Below are 26,734 nucleotides of genomic sequence, written 5' to 3'. Positions count from 1 at the left end.
CCTGTGGGCGGCGGTTTTTGTTCTCTTACTTTTTGCTGCTGTCTGCAGCTTTATCAGCCGGTGCAGCTTCTGGCTGCGCATCGGCTTTTGGTGCCGGTTTGATATCTAACAGCTCAACATCAAAGACCAGCGTAGAGTTTGCCGGGATGCCCGGAACGCCAGTTTTACCGTATGCCAGATCCGGTGGGATAACCAACTGGATTTTGCCGCCTTTCTTGATGTTTTTCAGGCCTTCAGTCCAGCCTGGAATAACACCGTCAAGACGGAAAGAGAGCGGCTCACCACGGGTGTAAGAGTTATCAAACTCTTTACCATCGATCAGCGTACCTTTGTAGTTTACGACTACAGTATCGCTGTCTTTCGGAGCGGCACCGGTACCTTCTTTCTCTACTTTGTAGACCAGGCCAGTGGCAGAGGTTTTAACGCCTTTCTCTTTAGCAAATTTCTCGCGGTATACTTTACCTTTGGCTTCGTTGTCAGCCGCGTCTTTTTCCATTTTTGCCTGAGCGGAGCTCTTCACGCGCGCTTCAAATGCCTGCAGAGTTTGTTCGATTTCCTGGTCAGACAGTTTGCTCTTATCTGCAAACGCATCCTGAACACCCGCGATCAGCTGATCTTTATCCAGTTTGATGCCCAGTTTTTCCTGTTCTTTCAGGGAGTTTTCCATATAACGACCCAGGGACGCGCCCAGCGCGTAAGCGGCTTTTTGGTCGTCATTCTTGAATGCTGCTTTGCTGTCAGCAGTAGCGGCTGGTTTCGCAGCATCAGCAGCGAAAGTGATCGGGGCATGCAGTGCAACGGCCATTGTGGTCGCCAGCAGCGTTACTTTAAACAGTGATTTCATCCATCTCTCCAGGGCCGGGGCATCTCACCCCAGGGTTAACTAACATAAAAATGTACTATAAAGCGTTGCAGAACAAATCAACATACAGGCACGCCCTATTATCACCACTTTTCAGACTCTTTTTGTTTAAATTAGTTTCGTGACCGAAGATTGTGTGCTGTGCAAACAGGCAAAGTTAAGTAGAATTCGCCGCAGTCCGCGATCTGCCGGAGAAAAACAGAAGAGGTGAATCATGCAGGATACAACGATGGAAACTCGCCTGGCTGAACTGGAGAGTCGCCTGGCGTTTCAGGAGATAACCATTGAAGAGCTGAACGTAACCGTGACCGCGCATGAACTGGAAATGGCCAAACTGCGCGACCATCTGCGTCTGCTGACAGAAAAGCTCAAAGCAACGCAACCGTCCCACATCGCATCGCAGTCTGAAGAGACCCCTCCGCCACATTATTGAGACGTAAAAAAAGCGGGGATATCCCCGCTTTTTTTTGTGTCCGAAAGCGCTAACGCTTATCGGATTTACTCACATATACCCAAAGGATTTCAAATCACAGCAAGGCGGCAAGCTTGAGGAAGTCCTGGGAGCATAGATAACTATGTGACCAGGATTCGAAAGCGCAGCCAACACCGCTGTGGGTTGAAAGACGAAGGGTATTAGTGGCAACCGCAGCCGCCGCCGTTACCTTTACCACCACCGCCGCAGCAGCCTTCGCCGCCGTGCTCGTGACCATGGTCGTGACCGTGACCACCGCAGCAACCGTCATGACCGTGGTCATGATCGTGGTCGTGGCCGTGCGCGCCGTGAACGTGGCCATGAGCCAGTTCTTCTTCGGTCGCTTCGCGGATCGCGACAACTTCGACGTTGAATTTCAGATTCTGGCCAGCCAGCATGTGGTTACCGTCAACCACAACGTGGTCGTCTTCCACTTCGGTAATTTCTACCGGTACCGGCCCCTGGTCAGTTTCAGCCAGGAAACGCATGCCAACCTGCAGTTCGTCAACGCCCATGAAGACGTCTTTAGGAACGCGCTGCACCAGATTTTCATCATACTGACCGTAAGCGTCGTTTGCGCCTACAGCAACGTCGAATTTATCGCCAACTTCATGACCGTCCAGCGCTGTTTCCAGGCCAGAAATCAGGGAACCGTGACCATGCAGGTAGTCCAGCGGTGCACTCACCGGAGACTCATCAACCAACACACCGTCTTCTGTACGTACCTGATAGGCCAGGCTGACCACCAGGTCCTTTGCTACTTTCATGATATCTCCTGAGCATGGAAAGAATAGTGGCGCAGATTGTAGCGGAATTCTGCACCCGTGTACCCTCTAGCTTAAAAAAAGCTGCGGCATATCGCTAGTCCGGATGAAAAATCCCGATCACTTGCTCTTCTTTGCGAACGTGCTCGCGGGCCTGTTTATCGGCCTCGCGCATCTGATGACCGCACTTAACACACTCAACAATATCGATATTATTTTCACGCCACATCGCCAGCGAATCCTGCGCCTGGCAGGACGGACATTTTGCACCTGCAATAAAACGTTTACGAATTGCCATGGTTATCCTCTACTCAAATTCATCCCAGCCATCCAGTTGGCGCCGTTCTTTCTGCATCTCCCGCTGGAAAATCTCCTCCAGCTCGCGTCGGGCCTCTCTGGCACGAGAGATTTGCACCGTATCGGTGTGCATTGGGATCAATTCCCGTAGCATGTGCATATCGAGTCGACGAAAATGCAACTGGGCACGCTGCGCCTGATGCGGATGCATCCCCAACGACACCAGCGCTTTGCGCCCCAGTTCCAGTGCGCTCGAGAAAGTTTCACGGGAAAACTGCGTGACACCTGCCTGTAATAACTCATGCGCCTCTACACGTCCGCGCGCTCGCGCAAGAATATGCAAATGCGGAAAATGTTGTTGGCACAATTCCACCAGCTTCATCGTGTCTTCAGGTTCATTGCAGGTGATCACAATAGACTGCGCCGCCTCTGCGCCAGCGGAACGTAAAAGCTCCACCTGTGTGGCATCGCCGTAATAGACTTTATAGCCATATTTACGCATCAGATTCACCGCACTAATATCCCGTTCCAGAACGGTAATACGCATCTTATTGGCCATTAACAGGCGACCGATGACCTGGCCAAAGCGCCCAAACCCCACCACAATCACCTGCGGCTTATCGTCTTCCACCCAGGGTTTTTCATCTTCTTCATCCGGGCCGTTAAACTGGCGGGAGAGCCATTTATCAATCAGCTTCATCAGCAGTGGCGTGGTCATCATCGACAGCGTGACGGTTACCAGCAAAAGTGCCATTTGATCGCCCTGAAACAGCCGCTGGGAAGATGCTGTTGAAAAAAGCACGAAGGCAAATTCTCCACCCTGGCTTAGCACCCCCGCAAATTGCATCCGCTCCGAGCTTCTCATGCCGTTCAGCCGCGCCAACACATAGAGCACCAGCGTCTTCACGATGACCAGTACTATCACGCTCGCCACTACCCACAAAATATGGGTATAAAGCACGCCAAGGTTAAGTGACATCCCCACAGAGATGAAAAATAACCCGAGCAAAAGCCCTTTAAAGGGATCAATCGCCGTTTCCAGTTCATGTCGGTATTCGCTTTCCGCCAGCAGCACGCCAGCGATAAACGTTCCCAGCGCCATCGACAGCCCCAGCGCATCCATAAATAAAGCAGAACCCAGCACCAACAGCAGCGTCGCAGCGGTGAACACTTCCCGCACGCCGGACCCCGCAATAAAGCGAAATACAGGACGCAGCAGATAGCGTCCGCCAATCAACATGCCAGCAAAAGCCAACACTTTCATGCCCACTTTGATCCAGTCAAAATGTTCATCGGCTGATCCTGCTAACAGCGGAACCAGCGCCAACGCCGGGATCACCGCCAGATCCTGGAACAACAGCACCGAAAAGCCCAGTTGTCCGGATTCGCTGCGGTTCATCCCTTTTTCCCGCATCAGCTGTAACGCCATTGCGGTCGATGACATCGCCAGACCAATGCCGCCAACCACTGCCGCCTGCCAGGAAAAGTCAGTGAGCATCAATAACCCTGCCAGGACAAGCGCGCTAAGTAACACCTGCGCGGCACCGACACCAAAAATTGAACGCCGCAATTGCCATAGTTTGGCCGGGTTAAGTTCCAGCCCGATGATGAACATCAGGAAGACCACGCCCAGCTCGGAGAAGTGCAGAATTTCATCCACATCGCTGATGAATCCAAGTCCCCATGGGCCAATAGCGATCCCCGCCAGCAAATAACCCAACACCGGTCCAATACCCAGCCGCGATGCCAACGGCACCGCAGCCACCGCCGCGAAAAGGAACAGCACTCCCGCAGTCAATAAATCAGAACCTTCCATCAGCGGCCTCCCACAGGGATCGGATTCGCCAGCCAGTCACCATACGCTTTCGCATGGCTGTCCAGCTCCTGCTTCGTTTGCCGTCTGGCCCAGTAAACGATGATGGGGCTCATCCAGTGCATCCGGCACATTCCTGCCGTTAGCTCGAAAGGGCGCAGCACATCACTCATCGGATAGCGGTTTAGCGCGTCATAGCGGTAGGCGCTTTCCGGTTCGCCGGTAGTGATCACACTCCGCCAGTACTTTCCCGCCAGTTGATTCCCTCCGGGGCCACTGGCAAACCCGCGGCTCAGTACGCGGTCAAGCCACTCCTTTAGCAGGGCCGGGCAGCTATAGGTATAGAGCGGATGTTGAAAAACAATCACATCATGCTCACGCAGCAGTTCCTGCTCGTGAGAAATATCGATAAAAAAATCGGGATAGTGCGCGTATAGGTCGTGCACGGTAACATTACTGAGCTGTATGGCCGGTTTAAGCAGAACCCGGTTCGCGACCGAGTCCTGAGATTCCGGATGGGCATACAGCAGCAACACTTTCGCTGGCTGGGACATCATCCCCCTCCCGGTTTTGTCTTTTGTCTATTTTCGGCGTTTTGGGCTACCATTGCGCCTCGGTGCGGCAAACGGCCCACACATTACATTATCATAATGATAAATTAACATAGTCTGAACATACGGCGCCTTATGATTGTTTTCTCATCGTTACAAATTCGTCGCGGCGTGCGCGTCTTGCTGGACAATGCCACGGCCACCATTAATCCCGGGCAGAAGGTTGGCCTGGTGGGTAAAAATGGCTGCGGTAAATCTACCCTGCTGGCATTGCTGAAAAATGAAATCAGCGCTGACGCCGGCGGATTTACGTTCCCGGGAAACTGGCAGCTCGCATGGGTGAATCAGGAAACGCCTGCGTTACCACAGCCTGCGCTGGAATACGTGATTGATGGCGACCGCGAATATCGCCAACTGGAAGCCCAGTTAAACGATGCCAATGAACGTAACGATGGACACGCCATTGCCACCGTCCATGGAAAACTGGATGCCATTGACGCCTGGACCGTACGTTCACGCGCCGCCAGTCTGCTGCATGGCCTCGGTTTCTCTAACGAGCAGCTCGAGCGCCCGGTCAGCGACTTCTCCGGTGGCTGGCGTATGCGTCTCAACCTGGCACAGGCGCTGATTTGCCGTTCAGACCTGCTGCTGCTCGATGAACCGACCAACCACCTCGATCTCGACGCGGTGATCTGGCTGGAAAGATGGCTGAAAAGCTATCAGGGCACGCTGATTTTGATCTCCCACGACCGCGACTTCCTCGATCCGGTGGTGGATAAAATTATCCATATCGAACAACAAACCATGTTCGAGTACACCGGCAACTACAGCGCGTTTGAAATCCAGCGTGCGACCCGCCTCGCGCAGCAACAGGCCATGTACGAAAGCCAGCAGGAGCGTGTGGCGCATCTGCAAAGCTATATCGATCGTTTCCGTGCTAAAGCCACCAAAGCAAAGCAGGCGCAGAGCCGTATCAAAATGCTGGAGCGTATGGAGCTTATCGCTCCAGCCCATGTCGATAACCCTTTCCATTTCAGCTTCCGTGAACCTGAAAGCCTGCCTAATCCGCTGCTGAAAATGGAAAAAGTGAGTGCTGGCTACGGTGATCGCACAATCCTCGACTCTATCAAACTGAATCTGGTGCCGGGTTCTCGCATCGGCCTGTTAGGCCGCAACGGTGCGGGTAAATCAACGCTGATTAAGCTGCTGGCCGGCGAACTGGCCCCCATCAGCGGCGAGATTGGCCTGGCGAAAGGCATCAAGCTGGGCTACTTCGCTCAGCACCAGCTGGAGTTTTTACGCGCCGATGAATCGCCTATCCAGCACCTGGCGCGCATGGCGCCGCAGGAGCTTGAGCAGAAACTGCGAGACTACCTCGGCGGATTCGGCTTCCAGGGCGATAAAGTCAGCGAAGAAACCCGTCGCTTCTCCGGTGGCGAAAAAGCGCGTCTGGTGCTGGCGTTGATCGTCTGGCAGCGCCCGAACCTACTGCTGCTCGATGAACCGACCAACCACCTGGATTTAGATATGCGTCAGGCGCTGACCGAAGCGCTGATCGATTTTGAAGGCGCGCTGGTCGTGGTTTCGCACGACCGTCACCTGATTCGCTCCACCACCGACGACCTCTATCTGGTACACGACAAGAAAGTCGAGCCGTTTGACGGCGATCTGGAGGATTATCAGCAGTGGCTGAGCGATGTGCAAAAACAGGAAAGCCAGGGCGACGAACCGGCGAAAGAGAGCGTTAACAGCGCCCAGGCGCGCAAAGACCAGAAGCGTCGCGAAGCGGAGCTGCGCACCCTGACGCAACCGCTGCGTAAAGAGATTACTCGTCTGGAAAAAGAGATGGAGAAACTGCACGCACAGCTGGCACAGGCAGAAGAGAAACTCGGCGACAGCGAACTGTACGACCAAAGCCGTAAAGCTGAGCTCACGGCATGTCTGCAACAACAGGCAAGCGCGAAGTCCGGGCTGGAAGAGTGTGAGATGGCCTGGCTGGATGCGCAGGAACAGCTTGAGCAGATGCTGGCCGAGTAAGCACAAAATCACATATTGGCTAACCCGCACGCGCTGCGCACGGTATAGTTATTCTTTCCGATTATTAATTGCTCTGGTGTTATGGTTGAAATCACGTCCACAGAAATGACCCCACCTACCGACGATTCGCGAGAATTCCGCCCGATGCGCGGTATCAGTAACCGTCATTTACAGACGATGCTGCCGCGTTTAATTCGCCGCAAGGTGAAGTTCGATGCCCACTGGCAGCGTCTGGAATTGCCTGACGGTGACTTTGTCGATCTGGCATGGAGCGAAGATCCGCAACAGGCGAAACACAAGCCGCGCCTGGTGGTTTTTCACGGTCTGGAAGGCAGCCTGAACAGCCCGTACGCCCACGGCCTGATTGAAGCAGCACAAAAGCGCGGCTGGCTGGGCGTGGTGATGCATTTTCGCGGTTGCAGTGGTGAGCCCAATCGTCTGAACCGTATTTATCACTCCGGTGAAACAGAAGATGGCACCTGGTTTTTACACTGGCTGGAGCGTGAGTTCGGTCGCGCACCGACCGCCGCGGTAGGTTATTCACTCGGTGGAAACATGCTGGCTTGTCTGCTGGCAAAAGAAGGGAACACGATCCCCATTGATGCCGCGGTTATCGTCTCCGCGCCTTTCGTGCTGGAAGCCTGTAGTTACCATATGGACAAAGGATTCTCCAAGGTCTATCAGCGCTACCTGCTTAACCTGTTGAAAGCCAATGCCTCGCGTAAGCTTGAGGCTTATCCTGGCTCGCTGCCGGTGAGTCTGGCCCAGTTGAAATCTCTGCGTCGCATTCGCGATTTTGACGATCTGATCACCGCCAAAATTCACGGTTTCGCCGATGCGATAGACTATTACCGTCAGTGTAGCGCCATGCCGCTGCTTAATCAGATAGCCAAACCCACGCTGATTATTCATGCCAAGGACGATCCGTTTATGGATAGTCATGTGATCCCTGAACCGGAAAATCTGCCCTCACAGGTGGAATATCAACTCACCGAACACGGCGGCCATGTCGGATTCATTGGCGGTACGATACGCCATCCGGAGATGTGGCTGGAATCCAGAATCCCGGACTGGCTGACAACGTATCTGGAGGCGTCATCATGATCATCCCCTGGCAAGACATCTCCCCGGACGCGCTGGACAATCTGATTGAAAGCTTTGTCTTGCGCGAAGGCACCGATTATGGTGAACATGAACGCTCGCTCGAACAAAAAGTCGCCGACGTCAAACGCCAACTACAATCAGGTGAGGCCGTGCTGGTGTGGTCCGAACTGCATGAAACGGTCAACATTATGCCGAGGAAGCAGATTCACGAGTAACCCGTAGCCGCCGGCCGACTTTACTATAATTACAACCATTTCATGGAGTTGTTATGTCTGCCAAACATCCGGTGATTGCGGTAACAGGATCCAGCGGCGCGGGGACCACCACCACCAGCCTCGCGTTTCGTAAAATTTTCGCGCAGTTAAACCTGCGCGCCGCCGAGGTGGAAGGTGACAGTTTTCACCGCTATACCCGTCCGGAAATGGACATGGCGATTCGCAAAGCACGCGATGCCGGGCGGCATATCAGCTATTTCGGCCCCGAAGCTAACGACTTCGGTCTGCTGGAGCAAACCTTCATTGAATACGGCCAGACAGGCAAAGGTCAGTCGCGTAAATATCTGCACACCTACGATGAGGCCGTACCGTGGAATCAGGTTCCGGGGACATTTACGCCCTGGCAGCCGCTGCCTGAACCGACGGATGTCCTGTTCTATGAGGGACTGCACGGTGGCGTTGTCACCCCACAGCAAAACGTGGCCCGGCATGTCGATCTGCTGGTTGGCGTGGTGCCGATCGTAAACCTGGAGTGGATCCAGAAGCTGACCCGCGATACCAGCGAACGCGGGCATTCACGTGAAGCGGTAATGGACTCGGTGGTGCGCTCAATGGACGATTACATCAATTACATCACCCCACAGTTTTCCCGCACGCATATTAACTTCCAACGCGTACCGACCGTCGATACCTCTAATCCCTTTGCCGCCAGGAGCATTCCGTCACTGGATGAAAGCTTTGTCGTGATTCATTTTCGTAATCTGGAAGGCATCGATTATCCCTGGCTACTGGCCATGCTGCAGGGCTCATTCATTTCGCATATCAATACGTTGGTCGTGCCGGGCGGCAAGATGGGTCTGGCGATGGAATTGATTATGCTACCGCTGGTCCAGCGACTGATGGAAGGTAAAAAGATAGAGTGAGATGTGGAAAGCGCCGGATGGCGCTTCGCTTATCCGGCCTACGACTCAACATCATCCTGTAGGCCGGATAAGGCAACGCCGCAATCCGGCATCAGCAATTACGCGGCAACGACTTCATAAGAATGGGTAATGTTCACCGCCTTTTCCAGCATCAGCGCTACGGAACAATACTTCTCCGCCGAGAGGTCAACTGCGCGAGAAACAGACGCATCTTTCAGGTCGTTACCCGTTACAATGAAATGCAGGTTGATATGGGTGAACAGGCGCGGCGCTTCATCACGACGCTCGGAGGTCAGCTTCACTTCGCAGTTGGTCACATCCTGACGCCCCTTTTGCAGGATCGACACCACATCAATTGCGCTGCAACCGCCCGCAGCCATTAAGACCATTTCCATCGGGCTCGGCGCTTTATCACCAGAGTTACCGTCCATCAAAATTTGGTGGCCTGAGGCGGACTCACCGAGGAAGGTTAACCCCTCAACCCACTTTACACGCGCTTGCATATTTCGTAACTCCAATGTTTCAATTTTCCTGACAGATTACGCGTACATAACAATTCTCGCAATGGAAGGCGACCTGCGTCATGCTGAAGCGAGACACCAGGAGACACACGGCGAAAGCTATGCTAAAACAGTCAGGATGCTACAGTAATACATTGACGTACTGCATGTATGCAGAGGACATCACATTACAGGCCGTCGCACGTATTGACAGCCCCCTTCCCAGGTAGCGGGAAGCACATTTTTGCAAACCCAGAGACAGGTTGTTTTTTGGCTCTGGAGACAGCTTATAACAGAGGATAACCGCGCATGGTGCTTGGCAAACCGCAAACAGACCCGACTCTCGAATGGTTCTTGTCTCATTGCCATATTCATAAGTACCCATCGAAGAGCACGCTGATTCACCAGGGTGAAAAAGCGGAAACGTTGTATTACATCGTTAAAGGCTCAGTGGCAGTGCTGATCAAAGATGAAGAAGGGAAAGAAATGATCCTCTCTTATCTGAATCAGGGCGATTTTATTGGTGAATTAGGCCTCTTCGAAGAAGGCCAGGAACGTAGCGCCTGGGTACGTGCCAAAACCGCATGTGAAGTCGCTGAAATTTCCTACAAAAAATTTCGTCAATTAATCCAGGTCAACCCAGATATTCTGATGCGTCTGTCTTCTCAGATGGCTCGTCGTCTGCAGGTAACGTCTGAAAAAGTAGGCAACCTTGCCTTCCTCGACGTAACTGGTCGTATCGCCCAGACTCTGCTGAATCTGGCGAAACAGCCTGACGCAATGACTCACCCGGACGGCATGCAGATTAAAATTACCCGCCAGGAAATTGGCCAGATCGTTGGCTGTTCCCGTGAAACCGTTGGTCGTATCCTGAAAATGCTGGAAGATCAGAATCTGATCTCCGCGCATGGTAAGACCATCGTCGTCTACGGCACGCGTTAATCCCATCGACATGGCGTGTTACGTAGTAATGCGCCATTTTTGTTTGCTCCGATGTGGCGAAGACTGATTTATCACCCCGAGATCAACTACGCACTACGACAGACGCTGGTGCTATGTTTACCTGTGGCTGTCGGCCTTATCATTGGTCAGCTTCATCTGGGGCTCTTATTCTCCCTCGTCCCTGCCTGCTGCAATATTGCCGGTCTTGATACCCCGCATAAGCGCTTTTTCAAACGCTTAGTGATTGGCGCGTCTTTGTTTGCCGGATGCAGTCTGATCATGCAGTTACTGCTGGCAAAAGATATACCGCTGCCGCTGATCCTCACCGGCCTGACGCTGATTCTTGGTGTAACCGCAGAATTAGGCCCTCTGCATGCGCGACTACTACCTGCCTCGCTTATCGCGGCAATTTTCACACTCAGTCTGGCAGGTAACATGCCCGTCTGGGAGCCGCTGCTAATCTACGCGCTGGGCACATTGTGGTACGGCCTGTTCAACTGGTTCTGGTTCTGGATGTGGCGCGAGCAGCCGCTGCGTGAATCGCTCAGTTTGTTGTACCGCGAATTAGCCGATTACTGTGAGGCTAAGTACAGCATGCTGACCCAGCATGCCGATCCCGAAAAAGCGCTTCCTCCCCTGCTGGTGCGCCAGCAAAAAGCGGTGGATTTAATTACCCAGTGCTATCAGCAAATGCATATGCTGTCGGCGCATCGCAACAACGATTATAAGCGCCTGCTACGTGCCTTTCAGGAGGCGCTCGATTTACAGGAACATATTTCCGTTAGCCTCCACCAGCCGGAAGAGGTGCAAAAGCTGGTCGAACGTAGCCACGCCGAACAAGTGATTCGCTGGAATGCGCACACCGTCGCCGAACGCCTTCGCGTACTGGCCGATGATATTTTGTATCACCGTTTGCCGACGCGTTTTTCAATGGATAAACAAATTGGCACGCTGGAGAAAATCGCCAACCAGCATCCGGACAATCCGGTGGGTCAATTTTGCTACTGGCACTTCAGCCGTATTGCCCGTGTGCTACGCACCCAGCGACCACTGTATGCCCGGGATTTAATGGCTGACAAGCAGCGTCGGCTGCCGTTGATCCCTGCCCTGAAAAGCTATCTGTCGTTGAAATCCCCGGCGCTGCGTAATGCCGGACGCATCAGCGTCATGTTGAGCATTGCCAGCCTGATGGGCAGCGCCTTACACCTGCCAAAACCCTACTGGATTTTGATGACAATCCTGTTCGTCACGCAAAATGGCTATGGGGCAACCCGGGTACGTATTTTACACCGTTCAGTAGGGACGCTCGTCGGCCTGGTGATCGCCGGCGTCACGCTGCACTTTCATATTCAGGAAGGTTACACGCTGGCAGGTATGCTGCTGATAACCCTGGTGAGTTATCTGACCATCCGCAAAAATTACGGCTGGGCTACCGTCGGCTTTACGGTCACCGCGGTATATACCCTGCAACTGCTGACGCTGAACGGGGAACAGTTTATCGTGCCGCGGTTTATCGATACGGTCACTGGCTGCCTGATCGCCTTTGGCGGGATGCTCTGGTTGTGGCCACAGTGGCAGAGCGGTTTACTGCGTAAAAACGCCCACGATGCGTTAGAAGCCGATCAGGAGGCCATTCGCCTGATCCTTAGCAACGATCCCCAGGCTACACCGCTGGCGTATCAACGCATGCGGGTCAACCAGGCGCATAACACGCTGTTCAACTCACTTAACCAGGCGATGCAGGAACCAGGGTTCAACTCACACTATCTGGCGGACATGAAACTGTGGGTTACGCATAGCCAGTTCATCGTCGAACACATCAACGCAATGACTACGCTGGCAAGGGAACATACGATGCTGACGCCGGATTTGGCGCAGCGGTATCTGGAGTCCTGTGAAATTGCGATCCAGCGCTGTCAGCAGCGGCTGGAATATGACGGCCCCGGAAGCTCCGGCGATGTGAATATTCTTGAGGCGCCAGAGATGTTGTCCCATGGGCCTTTAAGCACCCTTGAGCAGCATTTACAGCGGATATTGGGGCATCTGAATACCATGCACACCATTTCGTCGGTAGCATGGCGTCAGCGACCGCACCATGGGATCTGGCTGAGCCGCCGACTGCGGGATATGAAGGGTTAAGAGAGTTGCCGGATGGCGGCGTAACGCCTTATCCGGCCTACGGGGTAAGGTGTGATTCGTAGGCCGGATAAGCGTAGCGCCATCCGGCAATCCATCAACCCACCACTTTCGCCACGGCCTGCGCGAAGCGCTGCATCCCTTCATCAGTATCAGCCTGCTCCACCACCAGCGACGGTGCAAAACGCATCACGTCCGGCCCGGCATTCAGTACCATCACGCCTTCATTCGCCGCGGCGTACAAGAAATCACGCGCCCGGCCTTTAAACTGCGGCTTCAGTTCGGCGCCGATCAGCAGTCCCATACCGCGAATGTCGCTGAAAATGTCAAACTGCTGGTCAATTTTCTGCAAATGCTGAACAAACGCCTGGCGTTTGGCCTGAATACCTTCCAGCACTTCCGGCGTGTTGATGATATCAAACGCAGCTCCTGCAACCGCGCAGGCCAGCGGGTTACCGCCGTATGTGGAGCCGTGTGAACCCACGTGGAACGCGGAGGCAATATCCTGGGTGGTCAGCACCGCGCTCACCGGGAAACCGCCGCCGAGCGCCTTGGCGCTGGTCAGGATATCCGGCGTCACGCCGTAGTGCATATAGGCAAACAGTGAGCCGGTACGCCCCATTCCGCTCTGTACTTCATCAAATACCAACAATGCCTGGTGCTGATCACAAAGTTCACGCAAACCTTGCAGGAATGCCGGCGTTGCCGCAGTAACGCCACCCTCGCCCTGAATAGGTTCGATCACCACCGCACAGGTATGATCGTCCATCACCGCTTTGACCGCATGCAGATCGTTAAACGGTACATGGATGATATCCGCCGGTTTGGGTCCAAAGCCGTCGGAGTATTTCGGCTGCCCGCCGACGGATACGGTAAACAGCGAACGACCGTGAAACGCGTTATGGAAGGCAATAATCTTGGTTTTGAACGGGCTATGGCGCACGCAGGCATAGTGGCGCGCCAGCTTAAAGGCGGTTTCGTTAGCTTCGGTACCGGAGTTCATGAACAGTACGCGTTCGGCGAAGGTTGCATCAATGATTTTACGGCCTAAGCGCAACGCCGGTTCGTTGGTAAAAACATTGCTGGTATGCCACAGGGTTTCGCCCTGAGCTTTTAACGCCTCAACCAGCGCCGGATGGCAATGCCCTAACGCGGTAACTGCAATACCACCCGCGAAATCAACGTACTCTTTACCCTGTTGATCCCATACTCGACTCCCTTTCCCTTTTACAGGGATAAACTCAGCCGGTGCATAAATCGGCAGAATCACTTCATCGAATGTCGCGCGTGTAATTGCAGTTTGTTCAGTTGCCATGTCATTACCACCCTGTTAAGCAGAAATGCTAGTGAAATTATAATCACAAAATATGAATAAAAAATCACTGAATAGCAACCACAAATCATCGGTTGAGGAAATTAGCCAGCAGCTGATGCCCCTGTTCGCTGAGAATACTCTCCGGGTGAAACTGCACCCCTTCCATATCCCACTCCCGGTGGCGAATACCCATGATCTCCTGCGTTTCACTCCAGGCGGTCACCTCAAAGCACTCAGGCAACGTCTCAGGTGCGACCACCAGAGAATGGTAGCGCGTTACCGTTAATGGATTGGCGAGCCCCTGAAAAACGCCCTGCCCGTTATGCGTAATCGGCGACGTTTTACCATGCATCACTTTCGCCGCCCGCACCACGGTCGCGCCAAAGGCCTGCGCCATCGCCTGATGGCCCAGACAAACACCCAGCAGAGGGATCTTCCCCGCGAAATGGCGAATGACATCCAGCGAAATACCGGCGTCATCCGGCGTACAGGGTCCCGGGGAAATGACGATTTTTTGCGGGCTCAGCGCATCAATTTGCGCCAGCGTCAGCGCGTCGTTGCGCCTGACAAGGACATCAGCCCCCAGTTCGCAGAAGTATTGGTACAGGTTCCAGGTGAAAGAATCATAGTTATCGATAAGCAGGATCATGGCGGCTCCGGTACAGAAGAACCGCGCTATTCTACTCAGTTTCCAGGGCTTCTCTTACCACTTTACGAAATATCGCCTGCAGTGCGGACAGATCCCCCATGGCACCGCTTTGATTTGCCTGGTTCCACTCCTCAACCTGGATGCCCTCCCAGTTGAGTATATACCCGGCATGAATCGCCAACTGTTCGAAGAAAATACGCTGCGCCAGACCACTGCCGATGCGAAACGGGTGCAGCACATTAATTTCACAGTAGTAGTGTGCGAGGCGGTCGACAAACTTTTCTTGCGACAACCCCACCAGCCAGGACTCGTCTTCCAGGTCCTGCATCAGCGCATTGCCCTCTTTCTCGATATAAGCGAAATGGCAAAAGCGGGTATCGCCCTGGTAGATATCGACTTCTCGCAGATGTCCCGCCCAGTCAAAAATATCCTGATAGAGTTGGCGATGAATAGCACACAGATGCGGCAAACCCCGTTTAAGCGGGCCCAATTCGATAGTTGCCGCGCGCAGCGCCGTCAACTCATAAGCTGCCTGCGCCAGACGCTGCGCCTGATGAACCCCCAGCCGGTTACGCATGACATTCAGGCCCGGATACAAATAGGGGTCACGTCCATCACCGAATTTATCGCTCATAGTGCCTCCGCAATTCTTCAAGACGCGCCAGGGCGTCTTCAGCGCTCAGAGTAACCCGTGGAATATCCACGCCTTCCAGTCGCCGGCTTGCCTGGAAATTGGCATTTCGCCGTTGTTCCCAGATCCTGGACTTTTGTTTATCGGTGAGTTTTTTCACGTGACCTCCCTGAATGAGCCGACACTTGCCACAAGTATAAGCAGCAATTTCGGGTTACGCAGAGAAGGGAGAGAACGCGGGCAAGCGCTGCCCGCGCAAAATACGATTACGGCAGGACTTTGGCTGAAAGGATAACAATCGGTTTTGACGGAACATTCTGGTAAGGACCGACATCGTGGGTCTGAACCTGAGAGATCTTATCCGCGACATCCATACCTTTCACAACTTTACCAAAGACAGCGTAGCCAAAATCACGCTGGCCGTGATCGAGGAATGCATTGTCCGCAATGTTGATAAAGAACTGGCTGGTCGCGCTGTCTTTATCCGCAGTGCGCGCCATAGCAATCGTGCCACGGGTGTTACGCAGTCCGTTATCGGCTTCATTCTTGATTGGCGGGTTAGGTTTCTTCTGCTGCATCTGCTCGGTAAAACCACCACCCTGCACCATAAATCCTGGGATCACACGATGGAACGTGGTGTTGTTATAGAAACCGCTGTTGACATAATCGACAAAGTTTTGCACTGAAACCGGGGCTTTCTGACTGTTCAGCTCCAGCTCAATGTTACCGGCAGAAGTTGTCAGCAGGACATGCGGATCCCCTTTCGCTGCCAGCGCTGCGGGAGAGAGAGCAGAAAGAGCGAGAACAGCTGCAACAGCCGCCAGAGTCGATTTGAGCATGAGAATTCCTTAACAAGAGCAGAAATGAAGCAAGTGGATTGATTCTAAAGAGCCTTCATGAACAAGGCCATCCCTTTACCTAATTTTACGTACTTGAAACAAATGTAACCTCATAGCCGTAAATGTCTATGTGATCACGATCACATACAAAAATGTAACAGGCTCAGCAATTACCAAAAAACATTTAAATACATCACTAAAACGCCTAAAATCTGCCCGCTCACGGCGCCGTTAATGCGCCTTACACTTCTATACAGGCCAGTCATGACTAACAGCAATCGCATTAAGCTCACATGGATTAGCTTTCTCTCCTACGCCCTGACAGGTGCGTTGGTCATTGTCACCGGGATGGTGATGGGAAACATCGCAGACTATTTCCATTTGCCCGTTTCCAGTATGAGTAACACTTTCACCTTCCTGAATGCAGGTATCCTGATCTCTATTTTTCTGAATGCCTGGCTGATGGAAATCGTGCCGCTGAAAACGCAATTGCGTTTTGGCTTCATCCTGATGGTCCTGGCGGTCGCCGGACTGATGCTCAGCCACAGCCTGGCCTTGTTCTCTGCGGCCATGTTTGTGCTGGGTGTGGTGAGTGGTATCACCATGTCGATTGGTACATTCCTGGTGACCCAGATGTACGAAGGTCGCCAGCGCGGTTCCCGCCTGCTGTTTACTGACTCCTTCTTCAGCATGGCGGGGATGATTTTCCCGATGGTGGCAGCGTATCTGTTAGCGCGCAGCATCGAATGGTATTGGGTCTATGCCTGCATCGGCCTGGTCTACGTCGCCATTTTCCTGCTGACCTTTGGCTGCGAATTCCCGGCGCTGGGTAAACACGCGCAGCAACCGGACGCCCCGGTAGTGAAAGAAAAATGGGGTATTGGCGTGCTGTTCCTGGCGATCGCCGCGCTGTGCTACATCCTCGGTCAGTTGGGCTTTATCTCCTGGGTACCGGAATACGCCAAAAGCCTGGGCATGAGCCTGAACGATGCGGGTAAACTGGTCAGCGACTTCTGGATGTCTTATATGGTTGGCATGTGGGCGTTTAGCTTTATCCTGCGATTCTTCGATCTGCAGCGCATCCTGACCGTACTGGCAGGTCTGGCCACCGTTCTGATGTATCTGTTCATCACCGGCACGCCGGAACATATGCCGTGGTTCATTCTGACGCTGGGCTTCTTCTCCAGCGCGATTTATACCACCATTATTACCCTCGGCTCACAGCAGACGAAGGTCGCCTCACCAAAACTGGTTAACTTCGTTCTGACCTGCGGCACCATCGGTACTATGCTCACCTTCGTGGTCACCGGTCCTATTGTGGCGCACAGCGGCCCGCTGGCGGCATTGCAGACGGCGAACGGTTTGTATGCCGTCGTATTCGTGATGTGCTTTATTCTTGGGTTCGTCACGCGTCATCGCCAGCATAACGCGCCAGCCACGCATTAATCTCACTGCCGGATGGTATCTGTGCTATCCGGCACACTCTCGCGCCCTCTTCCTTTCACTGGTCATGTAGGCCAATTCTTACAAAAACCCCTTAAATTGTGCGCTTTTTATACAAACACGAAAAGCCAGTTAATTCCGTAACTTATAAAAATGCAGTTAAATCAGTCATATACCCCTTAAGGAGTATATAAGGCCGAATTTGATTTGTATCAATAAGTGCGGTTGCTGAATCGTTAAGGTAGGCAGTAATAGAAAAGAAATCGAGGCAAAAATGAGCAAAGTCAGACTCGCTATTATCGGTAATGGTATGGTCGGCCATCGCTTTATTGAGGATCTTCTTGATAAATCCGACGCTGCCAATTTTGATATTACCGTCTTCTGTGAAGAACCCCGCAAAGCGTACGACCGTGTACACCTGTCTTCCTACTTCTCCCACCACACCGCCGAAGAGCTTTCTCTGGTGCGTGAAGGATTCTATGAGAAGCACGGCGTTAAGGTGTTAGTGGGCGAACGCGCAATTACCATCAACCGCCAGGAGAAGGTAATCCACTCCAGCGCAGGTCGTACGGTCTATTACGATAAGCTGATCATGGCGACGGGCTCTTACCCGTGGATCCCACCGATTAAAGGTTCGGAAACCCAGGACTGCTTCGTTTACCGTACCATTGAAGACCTCAACGCCATTGAATCTTGCGCGCGCCGTAGCAAACGCGGCGCCGTTGTCGGTGGCGGCCTGCTGGGTCTGGAAGCCGCTGGTGCCCTGAAAAACCTCGGCGTTGAAACTCACGTCATTGAATTCGCCCCGATGCTGATGGCTGAACAGCTGGATCATATGGGTGGCGAGCAGTTACGTCGCAAAATTGAAAGCATGGGCGTGCGTGTGCACACCAGCAAAAACACCAAAGAGATCGTCCAGGAAGGCACCGAAGCGCGCAAAACCATGCGTTTTGCCGACGGTAGCGAACTGGAAGTTGATTTCATCGTCTTCTCTACCGGTATTCGTCCACGCGACAAACTGGCAACTCAGTGCGGCCTGGACGTCGCGCCGCGCGGCGGGATCGTGATCAACGATTCTTGCCAGACCTCTGACCCGGATATCTATGCGATTGGCGAATGCGCCAGTTGGAACAACCGCGTGTATGGTCTGGTGGCCCCGGGCTACAAAATGGCACAGGTTGCCGTTGACCATATTCTCGAAACCGAAAACGCTTTTGAAGGCGCGGACCTGAGCGCCAAGCTGAAGCTGCTCGGCGTGGATGTCGGCGGGATTGGCGATGCGCACGGTCGTACACCGGGAGCGCGTAGCTATGTTTACCTCGACGAAAGCAAAGAAGTCTACAAACGCCTCATCGTTAGTGAAGATAACAAAACCCTGCTGGGTGCGGTTCTGGTCGGTGATACCAGCGATTACGGCAACCTGCTACAGCTGGTGCTGAACGCCATCGAACTGCCAGAAAACCCGGACTCACTGATTCTGCCAGCACACGCGGGCAGCGGTAAGCCGTCTATCGGCGTGGATAAACTGCCGGACAGCGCGCAGATTTGTTCCTGTTTTGACGTCACCAAAGGCATGCTGATTGCCGCTATCAACAAAGGTTGTCACACCGTTGCGGCGCTGAAAGCCGAAACCAAAGCCGGTACCGGCTGCGGCGGTTGTATCCCGCTGGTAACGCAGGTCCTGAACGCCGAACTGGCGAAACAGGGTATCGAAGTGAATAACAACCTGTGTGAACACTTCCCGTATTCACGTCAGGAACTGTTCCACCTGATCCGCGTAGAAGGCATTAAAACTTTCGAAGAGTTGCTGGCTAAACACGGTAAAGGTTACGGCTGTGAAGTGTGCAAACCTACCGTCGGTTCCCTGCTGGCGTCCTGCTGGAATGAGTACATCCTCAAACCACAGCACACGCCGCTGCAGGACACCAACGACAACTTCCTGGCGAACATCCAGAAAGACGGTACTTACTCCGTGATCCCGCGCTCTGCGGGTGGCGAAATTACCCCTGAAGGCCTGGTGGCTGTCGGTCGTATCGCGCGTGAATTTAACCTGTACACCAAAATTACCGGTTCTCAGCGTATCGGCCTGTTCGGCGCGCAGAAAGATGACCTGCCGGAAATCTGGCGTCAGCTGATTGAAGCCGGTTTTGAAACCGGTCACGCGTATGCCAAAGCGCTGCGTATGGCGAAAACCTGCGTAGGTAGCACCTGGTGCCGTTACGGCGTCGGCGATAGCGTCGGCTTCGGCGTGGAGCTGGAAAATCGCTACAAAGGCATTCGTACCCCGCACAAAATGAAATTCGGCGTCTCCGGTTGTACCCGCGAATGTGCGGAAGCTCAGGGCAAAGACGTGGGTATCATCGCCACTGAGAAAGGCTGGAACCTGTACGTTTGTGGCAACGGCGGGATGAAACCGCGTCATGCAGACCTGCTGGCGGCCGATGTCGATCGTGAAACGCTGCTCAAGTACCTTGACCGCTTTATGATGTTCTACATCCGTACTGCGGACAAACTGACCCGTACTGCACCGTGGTTAGATAACCTGGAAGGCGGCATCGAGTATCTGAAATCAGTCATCATCGACGACAAACTGGGGTTGAACCAGCACCTGGAAGAAGAGATGGCTCGTCTGCGTGAAGCGGTAGTGTGTGAGTGGACAGAAACGGTTAACACCCCATCCGCACAGGTTCGCTTTAAACACTTTATCAACAGCGATCAACGCGATCCGAATGTTCAGGTTGTACCTGAGCGCGAACAACATCGTCCGGCTACGCCTTATGAGCGTATTCCGGTGACTCTGGTGGAGGAAAACGCATGAGCCAGTGGAAAAACATCTGCAAAATCGATGACATTCTGCCTGCGACAGGCGTCTGCGCCCTGTTAGGTACTGAGCAGGTTGCTATTTTCCGCCCGTATCACAGCGATCAGGTGTTTGCGATCAGCAATATCGACCCATTCTTTGAGTCCAGCGTACTGTCGCGTGGGTTGATTGCTGAACATCAGGGCGAATTGTGGGTCGCCAGTCCGCTGAAGAAACAACGCTTTCGTTTAAGCGATGGGCTGTGCATGGAAGACGAACAATTCTCCGTGAAACATTACGAAGCGCGAGTGAAAGACGGCACGGTACAACTGCGCGGTTAATTAATTTTTGGGAGGCGCAACGCCTCCCCTTTTTTGTATTTTTTTCATTGTAATTGTTATCACAAAATCATTTGTGCTGCATCGCGGCGGCAACTGAGCAAACCCCCAGGAGCATAGTTCACTATGTGACTGGGGTGAGCGACAAATCTGTCAGGAACAGATTTGAACGTCGCACAGCGACGGCCCGTAAGGGCGAGTCTCAGGACGAGACGAGTAACTCAGTAGCCAACAAAGACGCAGTGCAAAGGATGAAGTGAGAAAAGGATAATCAACACATGTTCACAGACACTATCAATAAGTGTGCGGCTAACGCTGCGCGCATCGCACGCCTGTCGGCAAATAACCCACTCGGGTTCTGGGTCAGTTCGGCAATGGCGGGGGCCTACGTTGGTCTCGGCATCATTCTTATTTTCACTCTCGGTAATTTGCTTGACCCGTCCGTACGTCCGCTGGTGATGGGTGCAACCTTTGGTATTGCATTGACGCTGGTGATTATTGCCGGTTCAGAACTATTCACAGGCCATACGATGTTTCTGACGCTCGGCGTGAAAGCGGGCACCATCAGCCACGGCCAAATGTGGGCTATCCTGCCAAAAACCTGGCTGGGAAATCTGGTCGGATCCGTGTTTGTCGCCCTGCTTTATAACTGGGGAGGCGGCAGTCTGCTGCCGGTCGATACCAGCATCGTCCATTCGGTCGCGCTGGCGAAAACCACCGCGCCTGCAACGGTGCTGTTCTTTAAAGGTGCACTGTGTAACTGGTTGGTTTGTCTGGCAATATGGATGGCAATCCGTACCGAAGGCGCGGCAAAATTCCTCGCTATCTGGTGGTGTCTGCTGGCGTTTATCGCTTCAGGCTACGAGCACTCGGTGGCCAACATGACGCTGTTTGCCCTCTCCTGGTTCGGTCATCACAGCGAAGCTTATACCCTGTCAGGAATTGGTCATAACCTGCTGTGGGTGACACTCGGTAATACTTTGTCCGGTGTCGTATTCATGGGATTAGGTTATTGGTATGCTACGCCAAAATCGGAGCGTCCGGCTCCGGCAAAAATCAACCAGCCAGAGGCTGCTGCCAATAATTAATTAAGGGGTAATGTCGTGGACCATTTGCCTATATTTTGTCAACTACGTGACCGCGACTGCTTGATCGTCGGCGGTGGTGATGTCGCAGAACGCAAAGCGCGGTTACTGCTGGAAGCTGGCGCCCGTTTAACGGTTAATGCACTGGCGTTTATTCCGCAGTTCAAAGTATGGGCAGATGAAGGCATGCTGACGCTGGTTGAGGGACCGTTCGATGAGTCCCTGCTCGACACCTGCTGGCTGGCTATTGCCGCCACCGATGACGATGCCGTCAACCAAAGCGTCAGCACCGCCGCGGAGTCACGCCGTATCTTCTGCAACGTGGTCGACGCGCCAAAAGCAGCAAGTTTTATCATGCCCTCCATTATCGACCGCTCGCCGCTGATGGTGGCGGTCTCCTCCGGCGGGACATCGCCGGTGCTTGCCCGTCTGCTGCGTGAAAGGCTTGAATCCGTACTGCCTCAGCATTTGGGCCAGGTCGCACAATATGCCGGCAAGTTGCGCTCCCGGGTGAAGCAACAGTTTGCCAGCATGGGTGAACGTCGCCGCTTCTGGGAAAAATTGTTCGTGAATGACCGCCTGGCGCAGTCGCTGGCGAACAATGACCTGAAAGCCATCGAGGAAACCACCGAGCAGTTGCTCAGTGAACCTCTGGACCATCGTGGTGAAGTGGTGCTGGTTGGCGCCGGTCCTGGCGATGCCGGCCTGCTGACGCTGAAAGGGCTACAGCAGATCCAGCAAGCGGATGTCGTGGTCTATGACCGCCTGGTTTCCGACGACATCATGAACCTTGTACGCCGCGATGCAGATCGTGTGTTCGTAGGCAAACGTGCGGGTTATCACTGCGTTCCGCAGGAAGAGATCAACCAGATCCTGCTGCGTGAAGCGCAACAAGGTAAACGCGTAGTGCGACTGAAAGGCGGTGACCCGTTCATCTTTGGCCGCGGTGGCGAAGAGCTGGAAACCCTGTGTCATGCCGGTATTCCATTCTCTGTCGTGCCAGGCATTACAGCGGCTTCTGGCTGTTCTGCTTATTCCGGTATCCCACTGACTCATCGCGATTATGCGCAGAGCGTACGCCTGGTCACCGGGCACCTGAAAACAGGCGGTGAGCTGGACTGGGAGAACCTGGCAGCAGAGAAACAAACGTTGGTGTTCTATATGGGACTGAATCAGGCGGCAACGATTCAGGAAAAACTCATCGAGTTTGGTATGCAAGCCGATATGCCGGTTGCCCTGGTCGAGAATGGTACTGCCGTAACACAGCGCGTCGTCAGCGGTGTGCTGACACAGCTCGGTGAACTGGCAAAACAGGTTGAAAGCCCGGCGCTGATTATCGTGGGTCGTGTAGTGGGATTACGCGATAAGCTGAACTGGTTCTCGAACCATTGATTCACATCAGCGAAATAACCAACGGTATACCGTTCTGAAATCGTTCCGCTAATTAACGCAAACGGCAGTCCTGGAATCTCTTTCCTGACTGCCGTTTTTATTTCTCACCTGTTTTTCAAAGCATATTTCCTTGTCTTTGAGTAGTCCTTATCTGGACTACCTCCCTGTTCCATTACTTGATATTTTCACCGGCGGAAAATGGATTTTTTCCATTTTTTTCATATATATAAATGGTTATATCTACAAGGATTTCGTTATGCTTAAGATTGCAAAAATTGCCCTTGTGGCAGGGATTCTGACGACGTTGACCGCTTGTACGGGTCATATTGAAAACCGTAATAAAACCTGCTCGTATGATTACCTGCTGCACCCGGCAATTTCAATTTCTAAAATGATTGGCGGTTGCGGCGCAGCGGCTGAATAATCAATAAATCTCTTTGCGCAGATACAAAAAAACCGGGAAATTCCCGGTTTTTTCAGCAATGCAAAAAGTATTACGGCTTGGCAACAAAGCCAATAGCCTCATACACGGCTTTCAGCGTAACAGAGGCACGCGCGCTGGCTTTTTCCGCGCCCTCCTTCATCACTTTCTGCAGGAAGGCTTCATCGTTACGGAAACGGTGATAGCGCTCCTGAAGCTCGGTCAGCATACCGGAAACGGCCTCTGCGACTTCACCTTTCAGATGACCATACATTTTGCCTTCAAAGTGCTGTTCCAGCTCAGGAATGCTCTGGCCAGTAACGGCAGAGAGGATATCCAGCAGGTTGGAAACACCCGCTTTATTCTGCACGTCGTAGCGCACAACCGGCGGCTCTTCCGAGTCGGTCATCGCGCGTTTGATTTTCTTAACCACTGATTTCGGATCTTCCAGCAAGCCGATCACGTTATTGCGGTTGTCATCCGACTTGGACATTTTCTTCGTCGGTTCCAGCAGCGACATGACGCGCGCACCGGATTTCGGAATAAACGGCTCAGGCACTTTAAAGATATCGCCGTACAGGGCGTTAAAACGTTGAGCGATATCACGGCTCAGTTCCAGATGCTGTTTCTGATCTTCACCAACCGGTACCTGGTTGGTCTGATACAACAGAATATCCGCCGCCATCAGCACCGGGTAATCAAACAGCCCGGCGTTGATGTTCTCCGCATAGCGTGCGGATTTATCTTTGAACTGGGTCATACGGCTCAGCTCGCCGAAATAGGTGTAGCAGTTCAGCGCCCAACCTAACTGTGCGTGTTCCGGCACATGAGACTGGACGAAAATGGTGCTTTTTTCAGGATCGATACCGCATGCCAGGTACAGCGCCAGCGTATCCAGCGTTGCTTTACGCAACTGCTGAGCGTCCTGACGAACAGTGATAGCATGTTGGTCAACGATGCAGTAGATGCAATGGTAGTCATCCTGCATGCTCACCCACTGACGCAGCGCACCCATATAGTTGCCAATGGTCAATTCACCTGAGGGCTGTGCGCCACTAAAAACGATGGGCTTAGTCATTTTTTGATTCCTGATTTTCGCTATGCGGAAGCCCGAGAGCGGGCAGTAGTTCATTAATACGGTCGTAAATAACGTCGGGCTGGCTCAGCGCGATCGACTCACCGTAGTTGTAGCCATAGGTCAGGCCAACGGACGGGCAGCCAGCAGCTTTTGCCGCCTGAATATCATTGCGTGAATCCCCTACGAAGAGCATTTGCTCAGGCTTGATGCCAAGCTTGCTTGCCACCAGCAGCAGCGGATCCGGATGCGGTTTTTTATTCTGCACGTCGTCACCACCGATGACCACGCTAAAGTATTTGGCGATATCTAATGCTTCGAGTAATGGCGCGACAAACGGGGTCGGTTTGTTGGTCACCAGACCCAGCGGCAATCCTTTCGCATGCAGCGCGCCCAGCGTGTCGGCAACATCAGGGAACAGGAATGTCCCCTCTTCTGCGACATCACCGTAGTATCTGTCGAACAGCTTACGCAAAATACGTACCTGTTCCTCAGCGGGAATATCATCATCAACGGGCGGTTTACCCATCGTTTTACGTAATGTCGCGCGCTCCTGACGAGACCACGCCAGCGCGCGCTCCATCAGTACGTCTGCGCCATTGCCAATCCAGGTGATAACGCGTTCTTCACCGGCTACCGGCAGTTCCAGCGCATACAGCGCCATATCCACCGCTGCGGCTAATCCCGGCGCACTGTCGACCAGCGTGCCGTCGAGGTCAAACGCAGCGCCCCGAATATCCTGAAACTTATCCATGACTTACCTTCGCCAGTTCATTGCGCATTTCATCAATAACTTTTTTGTAGTCTGGTTGGTCGAAAATAGCAGAGCCTGCGACAAACATATCCGCACCGGCAGCCGCGATTTCACCAATGTTGTTCACCTTAACGCCGCCGTCCACTTCCAGACGGATGTCATAGCCAGATTCATCAATGCGACGGCGCACTTCGCGCAGCTTATCCAGCGTTTGCGGGATAAAGGACTGTCCACCAAAGCCTGGGTTAACGGACATCAGCAGGATCACGTCGAGCTTATCCATGACGTAGTCCAGATAACTCAGCGGTGTTGCCGGGTTGAACACCAGGCCCGCTTTACAGCCATGCTCTTTGATCAGCTGTAAAGTGCGATCGACGTGTTCGGAGGCTTCCGGGTGAAAAGTAATGATGCTGGCGCCAGCGGCGGCGAAGTCCGGGACAATACGATCAACGGGCTTCACCATCAGATGAACATCAATCGGAGCGGTGATGCCATATTTACGCAGCGATTTCAGTACCATCGGGCCGATGGTCAGGTTCGGCACGTAGTGGTTGTCCATGACGTCGAAGTGAACGACATCAGCACCCGCGGTCAGCGCTTTCGCGGTGTCCTCACCCAGGCGGGCAAAATCAGCCGACAGAATTGAGGGGGCAATCAAATACTGTTTCATCCGCTTCTCCTTGAGAATTATTTTTTCGCAGGCGTTGCGACTCCTGGTTTGTATAGTGCCAGCAGTTCGTTCACCTTTTTACGTGTGCCGCCGTTGCTGCTTATACTGCGCCGCACTTTGACCTGAAAATGTTTCGCCGCTCGATACCATTCGCGGGTATCCGGCGTGTCATGATTCGAAATTAACACCGGGATCTGCTTACTGACCAGCTTTTCTGCCATCTCGGCCAGATGCGCCTGCTCTTTCGGGCTAAAGCTGTTGGTATGATACGCGGTGAAATTTGCCGTCGCCGAGAGCGGTGCATATGGCGGGTCACAATAGACCACAGAGTTGCTATCCGCGCGATCCATGCACTCTTCATAGGAGAGGCAATGGAACTCTGCATTTTGCGCTTTTTCAGCAAAATGGTACAACTCGGCTTCCGGGAAGTAAGGTTTTTTATAACGACCAAAGGGGACGTTAAACTCACCACGCAGGTTATAACGGCATAACCCGTTATAGCCAAAACGGTTGAGATATAAGAACAGCACTGCACGTCGGAACGGGTCCTGGCAGGCATTAAATTCTTCCCGGAACTGGTAGTACACCTCAGCCTGATTCGTTTCAGGCATAAACAGCTCACGTGAAGCCTGCACATACTCATCGGTACGCGTCTTCACGATGTTATAGAGACTGATAAGGTCGCTGTTGATATCGGCAAGAATAT

The 26,734-nt window shown here is 53.2% G+C and carries 28 protein-coding genes; 13 read left to right on the top strand and 15 right to left on the bottom strand.

The genetic code is table 11. The features are described 5' to 3' along the window. Positions 1-25: 25 nt before the first annotated feature. Positions 26-844 (bottom strand): FKBP-type peptidyl-prolyl cis-trans isomerase, encoded by an 819-nt coding sequence (fkpA, locus tag FDX03_RS20410; protein WP_048213527.1) that lies wholly within the window; start codon positions 842-844, stop codon positions 26-28. Positions 845-1,076: 232 nt separating this feature from the next. Here fkpA and FDX03_RS20405 point away from each other — a divergent pair, with 232 nt between their 5' ends. Further along, the gene (locus tag FDX03_RS20405; protein ID WP_003023639.1) at positions 1,077-1,295 is read left to right on the top strand and encodes a protein SlyX; all 219 of its coding nucleotides are present in this window, start codon (positions 1,077-1,079) and stop codon (positions 1,293-1,295) included. A 200-nt stretch (positions 1,296-1,495) separates the two neighbouring features. On the opposite strand, the gene slyD is transcribed toward FDX03_RS20405, so the two are convergent. The 4 genes from slyD to kefG form a co-directional block, all read right to left on the bottom strand. Further along, on the bottom strand, positions 1,496-2,101 hold the full coding sequence (gene slyD / locus FDX03_RS20400; protein WP_003023634.1) for a peptidylprolyl isomerase: 606 nt from the start codon (positions 2,099-2,101) through the stop codon (positions 1,496-1,498). Between the two features lie 94 nt (positions 2,102-2,195). Continuing rightward, on the bottom strand, positions 2,196-2,396 hold the full coding sequence (locus FDX03_RS20395; RefSeq protein WP_048213528.1) for a YheV family putative zinc ribbon protein: 201 nt from the start codon (positions 2,394-2,396) through the stop codon (positions 2,196-2,198). A gap of 9 nt (positions 2,397-2,405) precedes the next feature. Further along, the gene (gene kefB, locus FDX03_RS20390) at positions 2,406-4,211 is read right to left on the bottom strand and encodes a glutathione-regulated potassium-efflux system protein KefB (RefSeq protein WP_048213529.1); all 1,806 of its coding nucleotides are present in this window, start codon (positions 4,209-4,211) and stop codon (positions 2,406-2,408) included. After that, positions 4,211-4,762 carry a glutathione-regulated potassium-efflux system ancillary protein KefG gene (kefG, locus tag FDX03_RS20385; protein WP_048213530.1) on the bottom strand — a complete coding sequence of 184 codons (552 nt, stop codon included), beginning with the start codon at positions 4,760-4,762 and terminating at the stop codon, positions 4,211-4,213. The genes kefB and kefG overlap by 1 nt, the downstream gene beginning before the upstream one ends. Before the next feature lie 132 nt (positions 4,763-4,894). Between kefG and FDX03_RS20380 the strand changes: the two genes are divergently transcribed. The 4 genes from FDX03_RS20380 (at position 4,895) to FDX03_RS20365 (ending at position 9,038) form a co-directional block, all read left to right on the top strand. Beyond that, positions 4,895-6,796: an ABC transporter ATP-binding protein gene (locus tag FDX03_RS20380; protein WP_048213531.1), complete on the top strand. Its 1,902-nt coding sequence runs from the start codon at positions 4,895-4,897 to the stop codon at positions 6,794-6,796. A gap of 81 nt (positions 6,797-6,877) precedes the next feature. Beyond that, positions 6,878-7,900 (top strand): hydrolase, encoded by a 1,023-nt coding sequence (locus tag FDX03_RS20375; protein ID WP_137346495.1) that lies wholly within the window; start codon positions 6,878-6,880, stop codon positions 7,898-7,900. Beyond that, entirely contained in the window at positions 7,897-8,115 is a 219-nt protein-coding gene (locus FDX03_RS20370; RefSeq protein ID WP_003023615.1) for a YheU family protein, read from the top strand. The genes FDX03_RS20375 and FDX03_RS20370 overlap by 4 nt, the downstream gene beginning before the upstream one ends. A gap of 53 nt (positions 8,116-8,168) precedes the next feature. Next, positions 8,169-9,038, top strand: coding sequence for a phosphoribulokinase (locus FDX03_RS20365; protein WP_048213534.1), 870 nt, complete (start codon positions 8,169-8,171; stop codon positions 9,036-9,038). 98 nt (positions 9,039-9,136) lie between these two features. Here the strand turns inward: FDX03_RS20365 and FDX03_RS20360 are convergent, their stop codons facing one another. Beyond that, a complete protein-coding gene (locus tag FDX03_RS20360; RefSeq protein WP_043018552.1) occupies positions 9,137-9,541 on the bottom strand; it encodes an OsmC family protein in 405 nt (134 codons plus the stop codon). A gap of 306 nt (positions 9,542-9,847) precedes the next feature. On the opposite strand from FDX03_RS20360, the gene crp reads away from it, so the two are divergent. Both crp and FDX03_RS20350 read left to right on the top strand, forming a co-directional pair. Beyond that, positions 9,848-10,480: a cAMP-activated global transcriptional regulator CRP gene (gene crp / locus FDX03_RS20355; RefSeq protein WP_000242758.1), complete on the top strand. Its 633-nt coding sequence runs from the start codon at positions 9,848-9,850 to the stop codon at positions 10,478-10,480. A gap of 51 nt (positions 10,481-10,531) precedes the next feature. After that, positions 10,532-12,619, top strand: coding sequence for a YccS/YhfK family putative transporter (locus FDX03_RS20350; protein WP_137346499.1), 2,088 nt, complete (start codon positions 10,532-10,534; stop codon positions 12,617-12,619). A gap of 94 nt (positions 12,620-12,713) precedes the next feature. On the opposite strand, the gene FDX03_RS20345 is transcribed toward FDX03_RS20350, so the two are convergent. From FDX03_RS20345 to ppiA, 5 genes are all read right to left on the bottom strand, one after another. Next, positions 12,714-13,931, bottom strand: coding sequence for an aspartate aminotransferase family protein (locus FDX03_RS20345; RefSeq protein ID WP_137346494.1), 1,218 nt, complete (start codon positions 13,929-13,931; stop codon positions 12,714-12,716). Between the two features lie 85 nt (positions 13,932-14,016). Next, positions 14,017-14,580: an aminodeoxychorismate synthase component 2 gene (gene pabA / locus FDX03_RS20340; RefSeq protein ID WP_137346493.1), complete on the bottom strand. Its 564-nt coding sequence runs from the start codon at positions 14,578-14,580 to the stop codon at positions 14,017-14,019. Positions 14,581-14,611: 31 nt separating this feature from the next. Next, on the bottom strand, positions 14,612-15,214 hold the full coding sequence (locus tag FDX03_RS20335; protein ID WP_137346492.1) for a putative adenosine monophosphate-protein transferase Fic: 603 nt from the start codon (positions 15,212-15,214) through the stop codon (positions 14,612-14,614). After that, entirely contained in the window at positions 15,204-15,371 is a 168-nt protein-coding gene (locus FDX03_RS20330; RefSeq protein ID WP_071887396.1) for a YhfG family protein, read from the bottom strand. The genes FDX03_RS20335 and FDX03_RS20330 overlap by 11 nt, the downstream gene beginning before the upstream one ends. A 106-nt stretch (positions 15,372-15,477) precedes the next feature. After that, positions 15,478-16,050 carry a peptidylprolyl isomerase A gene (gene ppiA / locus FDX03_RS20325; protein WP_003023595.1) on the bottom strand — a complete coding sequence of 191 codons (573 nt, stop codon included), beginning with the start codon at positions 16,048-16,050 and terminating at the stop codon, positions 15,478-15,480. A 264-nt stretch (positions 16,051-16,314) separates the two neighbouring features. On the opposite strand from ppiA, the gene tsgA reads away from it, so the two are divergent. The 6 genes from tsgA to FDX03_RS20295 all read left to right on the top strand — a co-directional run bounded on the left by tsgA (position 16,315) and on the right by FDX03_RS20295 (position 23,532). Then, positions 16,315-17,496, top strand: a complete 1,182-nt coding sequence (tsgA, locus tag FDX03_RS20320) for an MFS transporter TsgA (RefSeq protein ID WP_048213538.1) — start codon at positions 16,315-16,317, stop codon at positions 17,494-17,496. Between the two features lie 271 nt (positions 17,497-17,767). Continuing rightward, entirely contained in the window at positions 17,768-20,311 is a 2,544-nt protein-coding gene (nirB, locus tag FDX03_RS20315; RefSeq protein ID WP_101743306.1) for an NADPH-nitrite reductase large subunit, read from the top strand. Further along, positions 20,308-20,634: a nitrite reductase small subunit NirD gene (nirD, locus tag FDX03_RS20310; RefSeq protein ID WP_005121659.1), complete on the top strand. Its 327-nt coding sequence runs from the start codon at positions 20,308-20,310 to the stop codon at positions 20,632-20,634. Before nirB ends, nirD begins: the two co-directional genes overlap by 4 nt. Before the next feature lie 275 nt (positions 20,635-20,909). Next, complete coding sequence (gene nirC / locus FDX03_RS20305) at positions 20,910-21,719, top strand: nitrite transporter NirC (RefSeq protein WP_137346491.1); 810 nt, start codon at positions 20,910-20,912, stop codon at positions 21,717-21,719. A gap of 15 nt (positions 21,720-21,734) precedes the next feature. After that, positions 21,735-23,108: a siroheme synthase CysG gene (gene cysG / locus FDX03_RS20300; protein ID WP_115601370.1), complete on the top strand. Its 1,374-nt coding sequence runs from the start codon at positions 21,735-21,737 to the stop codon at positions 23,106-23,108. A gap of 256 nt (positions 23,109-23,364) precedes the next feature. Next, the gene (locus FDX03_RS20295) at positions 23,365-23,532 is read left to right on the top strand and encodes a YhfL family protein (RefSeq protein WP_115601369.1); all 168 of its coding nucleotides are present in this window, start codon (positions 23,365-23,367) and stop codon (positions 23,530-23,532) included. Positions 23,533-23,602: 70 nt separating this feature from the next. Here FDX03_RS20295 and trpS read toward each other — a convergent pair whose 3' ends face one another. The 4 genes from trpS to FDX03_RS20275 form a co-directional block, all read right to left on the bottom strand. Beyond that, on the bottom strand, positions 23,603-24,607 hold the full coding sequence (trpS, locus tag FDX03_RS20290; protein ID WP_061068725.1) for a tryptophan--tRNA ligase: 1,005 nt from the start codon (positions 24,605-24,607) through the stop codon (positions 23,603-23,605). Then, positions 24,600-25,358: a phosphoglycolate phosphatase gene (gph, locus tag FDX03_RS20285; protein WP_003837920.1), complete on the bottom strand. Its 759-nt coding sequence runs from the start codon at positions 25,356-25,358 to the stop codon at positions 24,600-24,602. The genes trpS and gph overlap by 8 nt, the downstream gene beginning before the upstream one ends. Continuing rightward, positions 25,351-26,028, bottom strand: a complete 678-nt coding sequence (rpe, locus tag FDX03_RS20280) for a ribulose-phosphate 3-epimerase (protein WP_040231743.1) — start codon at positions 26,026-26,028, stop codon at positions 25,351-25,353. The genes gph and rpe overlap by 8 nt, the downstream gene beginning before the upstream one ends. A gap of 17 nt (positions 26,029-26,045) precedes the next feature. Further along, a partial coding sequence (locus tag FDX03_RS20275) for a Dam family site-specific DNA-(adenine-N6)-methyltransferase (RefSeq protein ID WP_249357134.1) occupies positions 26,046-26,734 on the bottom strand: 689 nt, incomplete at its 5' end.

Origin of the sequence: Citrobacter sp. wls827, assembly GCF_005280875.1 — a bacterium.
In the GTDB taxonomy this organism is placed as follows: Bacteria; Pseudomonadota; Gammaproteobacteria; order Enterobacterales; family Enterobacteriaceae; genus Citrobacter; species Citrobacter youngae.
The sequence above is the reverse complement of the archived record's forward strand: the minus strand, read 5'-3'. Positions and strand labels throughout refer to the sequence as shown.